Below are 11,966 nucleotides of genomic sequence, written 5' to 3' on the forward strand. Positions count from 1 at the left end.
TTTTGCGCCAGCGGGCCGATGAGTGCTTTGTTTAGCGAATCGCTATGCACACCTCATCGGGCGCGGCGTGTGGCCGTGATGATGATGATGCGCCCGGCGGTTGCGTGTGCTGAACATTGCGAAGGAAGAGAATAAAGAATCTCCGCGGGTCTGTCAATGCGAAGATTTCGAAAATTCAGCGTTGGCGCTGGATGCACCCGGAAGTTTGTGCGCGAGCAGGCATTCCGGGAAAGCGGTACGGAAACTCACATGGGCGGAGCTTCGATCTGAATGGGCTGGTTCCAATCCGAATAACTGGTAACCATGCCACCACTGCCCATGCTCACGGCCACCGGCAGATGCTGATTCGGCTCGATGCACACCGTATAGCGCAAACCGTTATTGCCATGCCGCTGCCCGGCGCTTCCGGGCAGCTTGAGATTCACCATCCACTGCTGGCAATTGCCGCTGCTGGTCCCGACGAAGGCTCCGCGGGCAATGTCTGCATTTTCCGACATTCTTGCCAGAAGGGTTACCTGTTCCCGGCCTTCATTCATCACCGCCCAGGGGGCGGGCTCGCCCGGGTTCTCTCCACAAGGGGACCATCCGCTTGGCGGGGTGTCCTGCACAGTCCAGGTGCCATCCTGCTGCTCAACGTACGCCTTGTTGGCGATGCGGACCGCATGGAAGGCGCGGTCGCCAATGGTGGTGGTGAAGCGCTCACGGTCCGGACAGGAAACCTCGATTAAGGTCTCGAGAGGATGGCCCGGATGCAGGCGCAATACGATCTTCATGCGGTAGCTCTTCGCATTTTTTTTGGCATCAAAGGAGCGCTGAATTTCTGTTTTGCCCGTTGTGAAGCTCGCTTTTACGCCGGCCAGCAGCTTCTGCGTGTAACCAGGCTCTGTAACGGCCACGCCGCTCAGTGTCGAAGGGCGTGTTGCAGAAGCGCGAATGAGCGCAATGGCTACGGCCATGAGCGCGATCACTCCGGTGGCTATTAAGATGACTTTCTTCATGGTTACCTTCCTTCGCTCGCGCCAGTCTCTTCAGTAGGACTCATTCTGATGATCCTCGCCATGGCAGCGCAGAGAACAGGAGCCGTGTCCGGGACTGGTTCGGGTGAACTGCAGCACCCCTTGGCTGTTGGGCGCGACAATGCTGCGGTCAAAATTTATCAGCATGGGCGCAGACGAAGCGTGGGGATCATGACACGTGGAACAAGCGGCGCGTTGTTCCACAACGTGCAGGCTATGTTTTCCGAAACTGCGGTCCGCTAGCACGCTGTTCTGAACCTCGTGGCACTTATCGCACAACGCGTAATTGGATAGCGTGTAGGTCACTCCGGAACCGTTGCTCCCCGGCGTGGCCGGCGGGGGTTCCATGGTGTCGCCGCGCTCCAGGATGTGCGGCAGATTGGACCCGTGCGGCCCGCTGGGGAGGTTGCCGGAAATACCCAGATTCCGCCCTGTGTCGCTGTTGTGGCAGTCGGTGCAGTAAATCTGGCTGCCACCGGAAAGCGGCCGGCTGGTGACCGGCGCGCCACTGGAATTCGTCACGTTTGTCCGCAGGCTCGGCACTTCGACCAGCGACAGATCGCGCGCCCGGGTCACCGGATGAAAGGAGGTGCTCAGCGTGAACTCGACGCGCGTGTTATAGGCGTTCAAGTTTCCGGCGTCGAATTGCCGCTGCGGATTGCGTCCGTAGCCGATGCCTGCCGTGCCGTAATCGAGAGCCTGCGGCTTATTGGCGCTATCGCCGTGGCACTTGAAGCAAATTTCATATTCGTTGACGGCTTGCGGCAGGAACGAATTGCCCGCGGACTGGCCTTTTACGCCGAGCAGAGCCCCACTCACCAAAGGAGGCTGTGCCGTGACGCTACTGGCGATGTGAGGGTTGTGGCAGTCCGTGCACTCCGCATGGCGAGGCAGTCCCACGCCGGTTTCCGGAAGCGGATGCGCCGCGGAATTGGGACTTTCGGCGGCATCATGCGAGGAAGGCGTTAGCAGCACCGGGTGCTTGTAGGTCTTGCCCAGAAACTCCGTTTTGATATTGCGGTCGGTCACCGTGCCGTCGTGGCACTGGAAGCAGACGTTTTCTTCCGTTTGTTTCATTAGGCGCTGCGAAACCTGAGGCGCGTGCGGGCGATGGCAGCTCTCGCACCCGTTATTCCTGACTCCCGTGTATCCGGTGTGCGCTCCCTGGTCTTGCGTGTAGCGAAGGTCTTCCACCGGATCGGGCGGCCGGCTGTGCACCGAACCATCCCAGCCAATTTTCTGGTGGCAGGTCAGGCACAGGCTGGAGGCCTGGTTGGACTTCACCAGGAACTTGCGCGTAATCGGATCGGCGTCTTCCCGATGCGGATCGTGGCAGCTCGTACATTGCAGTTTGCCGCTTCGATCGAGGCGGACGGGATCGGATGCCGGGGGGTTCAGAGTTTCCGGACCGGGTTGCGGCACAAAACTGAACGGATGGTCATTGCCAAAGGTCTGATCACCGGCAAGATTGGACGCGGAACTGGCCGGCAATGTGTAGCCGTTGCCCTGAACGAAAGCAATGGCTCCGTCATTGACCGTGTCACCCAGAGCAATGGTCCCATCATGGCAACTGAGGCAAAGCTTGGAAATGTCTTGCGGCTGGATGGCGGTAACCGTGGATTGCAGCGTGCTGCTGCTGTAGGTGGGAAAATCCTGCGTCGACAGCCGGTGATTCCACAGATAGTTACCCGGCGAGGCATTGTGGGGCGTGTGGCAGAAGACGCATGCGTCATCCGTGGACGAAGAACGGACCTGAGCAGAAGATCCCGCGCGAAAATCGTGCTTGCTGTTCAGGATGGCCGATTTGTTGCCGGTTTGAGCGTTGACCGCGGGCGCGATGCCCGCCAGCAACAAGAACGCGAAGTGTCTTGCGCCTCGCACTCAGCGGCCTCCCCCTCCGCCGGCCCTCGGGCGGAAGATCTCGACGCGGCCGTTCTGGCCATCGGCCACGTAGATTTTGCCTTCCTTGTCCAGGGCGATGCCGGTTGGCAGAAAGAACTCTCCCGGGGCGCTTCCGGTATTGCCGAAAGCAAAGAGCATCTGTCCGTCAGGGTCATAGGCCTGCACGCGGTCGTTTCTTCCTTCCACGACAAGAATGCGGCCCTGGCTGTCGACGACAATGCCCTTGGGCTTGTCGAACTCCCCGGAGTGGTCGCCCAATTGTCCGAATGCGGAGAGAAAGTTTCCGGAGGCATCCAGGTGCTGCACGCGGGAGTTGAGGGAGTCTACGATCCACAGAGTTCCGTCGGCGCCGATGGTTATGTGCGTCGGATAATTGAACTCTACCGGGCCCTTTCCTGGCTTGCCGAAGCGGTTCAGCACTTTGCCGTCAGCGTTGAGCACCACCACGCGCATGGACACGGTATCCACCACATATAGAATGTCCTGCTGGCGATCGATGGCCAGTCCCGTGCAGCGCTTGAAGATGCTCTCGTCGTTTCCCAGTCCGCCAAGCGTCCTCAGGAACTTGCCGTCCGGCCGGAAGACGAAGATGCGGGAGCGGCCGGAGTCGGTGACATAGATGCGGCCCTGGCTGTCGAGGGCGACGGCAATCGGAGAAAGGAAGGGGTCTGAAGCCGGTGGGTGAAGCTGTTTGTACTGGTGTCCGGCGCTGTCGAACATGTGCACGACCTGGCCCTTCGTGTCGGCCACCAGAACCCGGCCATTTGCATCTACCGCAATTCCATGGGGCAAAACCATGCGGCGGTGGTCGTCTTCCAGCCCCAGCACCTTTTTGAGGAAGCGTTTGAAACCTGACGGCCGGCCCTTCACGTCCGCGGGACTGCGCAGGGAGCCCAGGTAATCCACGGGCCCTAAGGAGACCGGCGCGGTGGGTGTGGGTGGCGTGGTGGAAGAAGAGGCGGTGACGGCGATGGCCAGCACGAGCGCGCCCGCAACGGCAATTATGATTGGCAGCGCGACCTTTGTCTTGCGGTTCATGATGGCTACCGCTTTCCCCTTTCCCATTCAGAAAATCCTGAAATCCCTGCCAATTCGCAGGTACCACATCGCCAAACGATTGCCCGTCAGGCCTGTAATCACGATCACGTTGTTTATATTACGGGAGTAGCCCCCTTCCAGCGAAAACCGGCCGAGACGGTAGCGCGCACTGGCCTGCAGATAGTTGTAGGTCTGGTCTGAAGCAACCAATTGTGTATCTTCCTTGCGCCACGAGAATAAGACGTCCAGTCGGCGCTCCGGCCTTCCGATAATACTCAGGCCTTGGCTATGGGTAGTGCGGTCGAGCAGCGGAGTAGCCAGCAGCTGACTGATGGGCAGCGGAATCACCAGGAACTGGCGGTCGATCAGACCAAGTGGGAAGAGGGCGCCAGCGCCGTCCATGAAAGAGCTGGTGAAAGCGAGTGAGAACAGGCGCTGGTCGGCTTGGATGGAATACGTGGTGCTCTTGCTGCGGGTGTTCCCGCTGACGTTCAGCAAATCCACCTGGGAGTATTCCGCACCGCCCCGCAGCCGGAAGTATTTTACGATGTGGGTCTCCGCTTCCACTCCCACACGCTTTTCAGCGGTGAACCCGCCGATCTGCTCCACCAGATTGAGCCGGGTATCCTGAGCGGACCCCGTGAGGCGCACGGAGCGCACGTTGCCCCAGCCGATACGTCCAAGGAAGCTATTCGACCAGGAGTTTGGCGAACGAGCCAGTGTCGTGCCCGCCAGCTGAAAGCGGCCGGTGTAGGCTCCCATCAGGTCAAAATGGTGCCAGCGGCGCTCCGCGGAGACGGTGGAGGCGGTTTCCGTGAAGGAGGTCCGGCTCTCGAGCACTCCGGTGACAGGAGTTGAGCGTATGGTTCGGACTTCTTGCGTCAAGCGCAGCCCTTCGAATAGACGGTAACCCACCCGCCCGCTGACCGCGTGCGAGACGCTGGAAACAAGGGAGAGCACCTGGATGGGACCTCCTCCGGGGACCACCACGTTGCCGAACCCCGCGCCCTCGAAGTCCACCTGAGTAAACGCATAGCCAGCATCCAGCGATACCCGCGGACTGAGCTGCACGTTAAAGGTCACGTTGTTGGTGAACTCACTGTTGTCGCTTGTACCGTCACCCCCAAGATGGTCATGCCGCCACACCTCGCGGTTATCGAACAGCAGGCGCGCCTTGTTGTCCCAGAAAGTGCGATTGAGATTGAAGCCTGCAGCGCGAGTGGAATTATCAAATAGACTATCCTGGCTGATCTGGGAGACACCGGCCGAATTGCCCTCGCCAACGGAAAAATTCCCCGCCCAGTGCCAGTCCTTCCAGAAGTCGGAAATGCCCAGGTTGAAGGCCTTCTCATCGTAAGTGCGGTCGGCGAACGACGTGGGCACATGCACCGCGCTGCCGTATTCCTGGAACGATGCGGTGATCCGGGGCAGGCTGGGGAACAGCATGTCCCACTGTACGTCGAGCCGGGAATTGTCATCGGTCTGATCCAGACCGAGCCCGCTGACCCCGTGGTTGTTCTTTGTGTAACTCGCCCGCAGCGGCACGTGGCTTTTGGGCAGAAAAACTCCGCCCAGGGCCAGGTTGATGCCTCCGGTGCTCAGGTCTCCGCGATCGGAGGTGTTGGCCCCTTTTTGAAAATTGAAGCCGGCATTGAGGCGCAGGAACCTGGGATCGAACAGAAAGCCGTCGCTATTCAGGCGAAAGTCGCCCACTGGAAAAAGCTGGCCGGCCTCTGTCTTTTGCCCCACCATGCTCTGCGTGGTATGGGTGATGCTGATCCCGGCAAATCCGGTGACATGCCAGCGCGGAGGCTCGTAGCCGGAATACTGGGCGTGCGCCAGCGTGCTAACCAACAGCGCCAGGGCTATGCTCAGCAGGATGGTCCGAATTGGTTTGGCGCTGGTCATGGAAAATTTGGGAGGGGGCAGCGAGGCTAAGCGCCCCCCTCCCTCGTGGTTTTACAGGTGGCAGTACACGCACGACGTCCCAGTCAGAGTCTGGGCCGGTGTGCTGGGGTACGTCCGGAAGAACAGGTGCGCTCCCGAGCTGGGGCCTGCATGGGGATCGTGGCAGGTTGCGCACTGCATTCTGCCGGCGAAGAGCGGAACATTGCCGTTGCCGTCAACCGAGTTTTGGTCCGCGGCTGGCAATATGCCGATGGCTGCTGCCGTAGTGGGATCGGGGTAAACGAAATTGACCGGGTGCTGCTTGGTCAAGTCCCGTACCGTGGTGTCATCGGGCATGAAAAGGGTGCCCTGAGGAAGCGGTTGGAAGTTTGCGGCCGGTTGTACTTCGTACCAGGAGTTGATGGCAACCGTACCGTCATGGCAGCTCAAGCACAGGTTACTCACCACCAGCTGGCCGCCAAGGTCAGTCGGAGTGGAACGCATGCTATCGCTGGTGTAAACGCCATAGCTGGCGACGTTCGACAGGGTGTGGTTCCACAGCAAATAGCCGGGACCCGTCGGGGCGCTGCCAAATTTATGGGCAACGTGGCAGAAATTACAAAGTGTGTAGCTGGCGCCGCCCAATTGCGTCTTGAAATCATGGGCGGAACCATACACGGCCGATTTGGGGGCCCTTGCGGCATACGCTGGAAACGCGATGCATACCGCCAAGGCCAACAGAGCGACCTTTACGACTAGTTTCATACGGCCTCCTTGAACAACGACTGCTTATCCGGTGCACGTTCTCCGCAGCAGCAACCACAACTGCCGCGGCCCCTGTCCGGCTTATCGCCGGAACAGAAACTCTTAGTTTTCGCCCCCCAGGAATTGAAAGATCTGCAAACGATGATTCAGCTGATCGCTCACGTAGACCTTCTGGCTCTGGTCGATGTAAATTCCCAGGGGAAGGTTAAAGGCCCCGGGTACGTTGCCGAACTGTCCGATCCACATCAGCAGCACGCCCTTGGGGCTGAAAATCTGAAAATTATTGAAGGCGGCGTCCACCACCCAGTAGTTGCCTTCCTTATCTATGGCAATGCCCTTGGGACGGGTGAACTCGCCCGGCCGGTCCCCCCGGGTGCCGAAGCGCCGCACAAACTTAAAACCTGGCGTAAACACCTGCACGGAGCAACTTCCCGTATCCGTAACTGCAAAACTGCCGTCGGGCCCCACGGCAATCCCCACGGGAAAATTGAACTCGCCGTTCTTTTCGCCGCGCTTGCCGACTGTATTCTTTAGTTCCAGAGTGTCCAGATCGAACACCAGCACCTGGTGCAGATGAGAGTCCACCACGTAAAGGCGCCGGCGGCCTTCGTCCAGCGCCATGAAAGTGGGATTTTTGACGCCATCTTTGCCGCCCAAGGTGGCCAGGAGCTGGCCGTTGGGGTCGAACTTCAAGACCATGTGTTGCAGTGGATCGGAGACGAAGATGTTGTCTTGGGCATCCACCACGACGCCCAGCGGCGTCTGCAGCACAATGCCCCGGTCGCCCTGCAAACGGCTGACTGTTTTTTTCGCCTGGTCAATGATGAATACGACGGACCGCTGCGTGGAGGCGAAGATGATCCGCCCGTGCGAGTCCGTGGCAATTCCCGCAGGTTTCTCGAAAAACTCCGTGGCATTGGGGTCGGGATTGCCCACCATCTTGTCGAGCCAGGACTTTTTCTTTCTGGGCTCTATGTCGAAGTTGTTCGACAACTGCTGCAAATACTTGACGCGCGGTTTGTCCGGAGGCAGCGGCCAGATCAGCTGCGAGGTGTCCACCTTGGTCGCCTGCGGCTTCTGCTTGTCGGTTGCGGCTAGCAGAAGGGGCAGGGCCAAAGCTACAAGGGCTAGTTGCAGGAGGCGGATTGTTTTTCTGTCTTGGTTCATGACTGGCTCATCTCACGGGTTTTTGTCTTTGGGCTTCGGCGGCTTTTGCGGCATGGTCGAGGGCTGTTTGGAGCGCATTTGCGCTTCCTTCTCCCGTTGCGCTTCGAGTGCATCCGCGCGTTTCTGCGCTTCCGCCATATTGGCTTCGTCATTGGCCAGATGGCAGGCATCGCATACGTCCATTTTTTTGCCCTTGTATTCCGTCACGCGGATCAACTTCGCCCGCGTGGCGGCGTGGTTTTCATGACAGGTCAGGCAGGAAATCTTCTCCCCCGGTTGGAGCGGATTGGGAGCATCCGCGACCTTGTGGTTTCCCATCGGGTGACCAAACTTCAACGTCGGATCCAGCCCGATTTTGGGAATCTGGTTGAACTCTTCGCCGCTGAGCGTCTGCCCGGCAAACAACTCCACGCTTTCGCCCGCGTTGGCGCGCACCCCGTGGCAGGCCAGGCACAGCGCGTTCATCGGCGCGCGGGTCTGCGCGGTGAACTCCGAGCTGTGCGGGTCGTGGCAGACGATGCAGCGCTTCTGTTCGTAGGGGCGGTGCAGCATGCCGTCGTTTTCGACCTTGGCCAGCTCGTGGCAGGTGAGGCAGATCTCCCCGGCCGGCGCCGTCAGCCCGATCCGTGTGGTCTCCCCTTTGGTTTCCACGGTGTGGCAGGCCGTGCAGCCCAGGGCCATCGCCGAGTGCACGTGCTTGCCTTGCTGCTTTTCCGCGTGGCATTCCGTGCATTGCGCGGCGTCGAAGTCCGCCGCCAGTGCTACCGGATGCTCGGCCACTTGCTGCGGCGGGAGCGCCCACACCAATAGCGCATAAAGGAAAAAGCAGATCATTCAGGTAAGGCTCCAGCTTGATCTAACTTTTTCTATACGCAATTTGCATGCCGCTCACCTGCAAGAAATGCGGTTTCTAACATCTTTGCTAAAAACAACTTACGGTGGGTTGGTCAGCAGCTTTGTTCCAGAACGGTTGCGGGATGGGTGATTTCACTCAGTGTCGGGGTAAAAGTCGCAGATGGTTGACAAGGCAGGAGATATGCAAACTTTTTCCGTCCGATCACCACGAAGCGGGCAAAACAAATTTACGGAATTTTCAGCGGATCTGTCTGGCTAGGTTTGCCCGTTTTCCGCTTGTACGATGAGATCAAGAACGCGCTGCCGTTGCGAGAAATTCGGATTTGTCTCCAGCAGTTTTTTCCAGATGCTCAGTGCTCCGGCGATGTCCTTCAAGCCTTCCTGGCGGATGATTCCCAGGTTCATCATCGTCGGCGCGTAGTTCGGCTGAATCGCCAGGGCCTTGTCGTACTCGGCGATGGCCTTCTCCGCTGAGCCTAGGTACCAGTAGGCCGTGCCCAGATCCGTGCGCACATCCATGTTCTTCGGATCGATCTCCAGCACGCGGCGGTAGTTTTCAATCGCTTCCTGGAACTGCTTGTGATCGTAATAAAAATTACCCAGCTGGATCAGCGCCACGCGGTTCTTCGGGTCGGCCTTTACCGCTGCGAGCAGCGGCGCCGCCATCTTCTGCAGGGCCTCCGGAGATGCCGCCGGCTGGGATTCGCCCGGGGCCACAGCGCCCGGTGGCAGGTTCGCGGAAGCTGCCGTGGCGAGCACGGGCGCCGAGGCGTCGCGTGTCAGTGAGCCAATGGCCAAGCCGGCCATGAAAGCGAACAGCGCCAGGAGGATCACCCCGCGGGTGGTCCACTGGCCTACAGGTTTCGCCTGCGGCAGGGGTTGAGGTTGCGGGTGTGGGAGATGGCGCGACATTCTTGTCCCTCGTTCCGGAATAGATTTCGGATGCACAGGAGTCTTATTTCTCCACAGAGACGCCGGGCAACCGATGCGTCTTGCGACGAACGGCTTTGTCACCAGGGTTCTTCCTGTTGACAAAAAGTACTGGTCTTGGCATTTGCACTGCACGTTCCATAGTGAGGATTTTTCCCGTGATTTTCCTTCTCCTTGAGAAGAGAGGACTTACACTGAAGCATCCCAGAGAGGACACCCCATCGCGCCGGATTTCTGGGGGATATCCCCCTTGCTGTGCGGAATTTACCGCTGCAAACGGCCGAGCGGACTGATTTCGGAAGCAAAGGAATACGCATGCCGGAGGAATTCGCCCCGCGGATTGCCTATTTTTCCATGGAGATCGCCGTGGATCCCCACTGCCCGACCTATGCCGGCGGGCTGGGAATCCTGGCCGGAGACATGCTGCGCGGCGCGGCCGATCTGGGCGTTCCGATCGTTGGCGTGACGCTGCTCCCCCGCAAGGGCTACTTCCGGCAGCGTCTCGACGCTCAGGGGCAACAGACGGAACTGGCCGATGAGTGCCAGCCAGAAAAGTTCCTGGAATCTGTCGGCGCCGATTGTACGCTGCGCTTTGACAGCGCAACCGTGCGCGTCCGCGCCTGGCGCTATGTCATGCAAGGTCTCGCCGGCCACCGCGTCCCCATCTATTTCCTTGACACCGACCTCCCGGAAAACCCCGACTGGTGCCGCGCCCTCTCCGATTTCCTTTACGGTGGCGACCAGCACTACCGGCTGTGCCAGGAGGTAGTTCTGGGAATAGGTGGAGTCTATATGCTGCGCGCGCTGGGCTATCACAACATCCGGCGCTTCCACATGAACGAGGGGCACTCTGCGCTGCTGACTTTGGCGCTGCTCGAAGAGCGCATCGGGAAACTTAATCACACCGCGGTGACCGAGGAAGACATCGAGGCCGTGCGCCAGAATTGCGTCTTTACCACGCACACCCCCGTCCCCGCCGGCTATGACCAGTTTCCCACCGACCTTGCATGCCAGGTGCTCGGACCGGAGCGCAGCGCGCTGATCGAGACCACGCACTGCTGCCTGGGCGGTATGCTGAACATGACCTACATGGGGCTGCGTTTCTCGCGCTACATCAACGGCGTGGCCATGCATCACGGGGAGATCTCCCGGGGCCTGTTCCCAAACTACCCGATTCACGCCATCACCAACGGCGTGCACGCCGTCACCTGGACCGCCCCCGCCTTTCAGGAGCTTCTCGACCGGCACATCCCGGAGTGGCGTCAGGATAATCTCTATCTCCGCTACGCGGTGGGCATTGACTTGGAGGCCATCGAAGATGCGCACGCGCGCGCCAAGCAGGCCCTGCTCGAGGAGGTTGCCAAAGCCACCGGCGTGCAGCTCGAACCCCAGGCTCTCACCCTGGGCTTCGCGCGCCGCGCCGCCGTCTACAAGCGCGCCGATCTGCTCTTTGCCGATCTCGAAAAGCTCCGCGCCATCCGCAAGCGGGCCGGCCCCTTGCAGGTCATCTACGGCGGCAAGGCTCATCCCCGCGATGAGGAAGGCAAAGCCGTGATTCGCAAGGTCTTCCAGGCCGCCGCAGCGCTGCGCGGGGAGATTCCCGTGGTTTACGTCGAAAATTACGACATGCGCTGGGCGCTCCTGTTCACCAGCGGCGTGGATCTCTGGCTCAACACCCCGCATCGCCCCTACGAAGCTTCCGGCACCAGCGGGATGAAGGCGGCTCTCAACGGCGTGCCCAGCCTCAGCGTTCGCGACGGCTGGTGGATCGAAGGCCATTTCGAAGGTGTGACCGGCTGGGCCATCGGTTACGACCAGGACCCGGAAGACCACGCCGTGGAGATCGCCTCGCTCTATGACAAGCTCGAGCGCGTTATCCTGCCCATGTTCTATGCGCGGCCCAAGGCCTACGCCGAAGTGATGCGCTCCTGCATCGCCCTCAACGGCTCTTTTTTCAACACCCAGCGCATGATTTCTCAGTACATCCGCGACGCCTACATTCCTGGCATGCTGCGGGGCGCCGCTCCCGCTCTGGCCCGCGACGCAGGACCGTCCTCTTAGCCTGTTGGCAAAGCGGCGTTTTGAGGAAGGCGGGACTTCAGTCGTGCCCTGAACGCGGCGCTTCCCGTGCGGCTTTCGCCGCTGAGGTTCCGCGTAGTTGATTTGCATTCGCTCTCTTCACGGAGTCAGGACGGCTCCGACCATTTTCCCGGTCCGGGCGGAAGCCTCTTGTACGTCGCGCGGCTGCAGCAGGCTCCGGCCGTCTTTATATTCCAGCGTGTAGAACTGGCAACAATGGCGGCACAGCCAGAAGTGGATCACCCCGTGGGTGTGCTCGGCCGTGTCGGCATCGGGATGATCGTGAGCAAAGCGAAAGAATTCTCCGCCCAAGTGGTAGTCAAACGG

The 11,966-nt window shown here is 60.0% G+C and carries 10 protein-coding genes; 1 reads left to right on the forward strand and 9 read right to left on the reverse strand.

The annotated features are described in order from the left end of the window. Positions 1 to 245: 245 nt before the first annotated feature. The 8 genes from LAN61_15675 to LAN61_15710 form a co-directional block, all read right to left on the reverse strand. On the reverse strand, positions 246 to 998 hold the full coding sequence (locus tag LAN61_15675) for a hypothetical protein (GenBank protein MBZ5541955.1): 753 nt from the start codon (positions 996 to 998) through the stop codon (positions 246 to 248). Between the two features lie 30 nt (positions 999 to 1,028). Next, positions 1,029 to 2,897 (reverse strand): hypothetical protein, encoded by a 1,869-nt coding sequence (locus LAN61_15680; GenBank protein ID MBZ5541956.1) that lies wholly within the window; start codon positions 2,895 to 2,897, stop codon positions 1,029 to 1,031. Continuing rightward, positions 2,898 to 3,983, reverse strand: a complete 1,086-nt coding sequence (locus tag LAN61_15685; protein ID MBZ5541957.1) for a 6-bladed beta-propeller — start codon at positions 3,981 to 3,983, stop codon at positions 2,898 to 2,900. It lies immediately after the preceding gene. Continuing rightward, positions 3,984 to 5,864, reverse strand: coding sequence for a hypothetical protein (locus LAN61_15690; GenBank protein MBZ5541958.1), 1,881 nt, complete (start codon positions 5,862 to 5,864; stop codon positions 3,984 to 3,986). 51 nt (positions 5,865 to 5,915) lie between these two features. Continuing rightward, positions 5,916 to 6,608 (reverse strand): hypothetical protein, encoded by a 693-nt coding sequence (locus LAN61_15695; GenBank protein MBZ5541959.1) that lies wholly within the window; start codon positions 6,606 to 6,608, stop codon positions 5,916 to 5,918. A gap of 102 nt (positions 6,609 to 6,710) precedes the next feature. Then, positions 6,711 to 7,775, reverse strand: coding sequence for a hypothetical protein (locus LAN61_15700; GenBank protein MBZ5541960.1), 1,065 nt, complete (start codon positions 7,773 to 7,775; stop codon positions 6,711 to 6,713). Between the two features lie 12 nt (positions 7,776 to 7,787). Beyond that, complete coding sequence (locus LAN61_15705; GenBank protein MBZ5541961.1) at positions 7,788 to 8,609, reverse strand: cytochrome c3 family protein; 822 nt, start codon at positions 8,607 to 8,609, stop codon at positions 7,788 to 7,790. A 276-nt stretch (positions 8,610 to 8,885) separates the two neighbouring features. Continuing rightward, on the reverse strand, positions 8,886 to 9,542 hold the full coding sequence (locus tag LAN61_15710) for a tetratricopeptide repeat protein (protein ID MBZ5541962.1): 657 nt from the start codon (positions 9,540 to 9,542) through the stop codon (positions 8,886 to 8,888). Positions 9,543 to 9,875: 333 nt separating this feature from the next. Here LAN61_15710 and glgP point away from each other — a divergent pair, with 333 nt between their 5' ends. Further along, positions 9,876 to 11,621: an alpha-glucan family phosphorylase gene (gene glgP / locus LAN61_15715; protein ID MBZ5541963.1), complete on the forward strand. Its 1,746-nt coding sequence runs from the start codon at positions 9,876 to 9,878 to the stop codon at positions 11,619 to 11,621. Between the two features lie 117 nt (positions 11,622 to 11,738). Here the strand turns inward: glgP and LAN61_15720 are convergent. Then, a partial coding sequence (locus tag LAN61_15720) for a hypothetical protein (protein MBZ5541964.1) occupies positions 11,739 to 11,966 on the reverse strand: 228 nt, incomplete at its 5' end.

It is taken from the genome of Terriglobia bacterium (assembly GCA_020072785.1).
Classification (GTDB): Bacteria; Acidobacteriota; Terriglobia; order Acidiferrales; family UBA7541; genus Acidiferrum.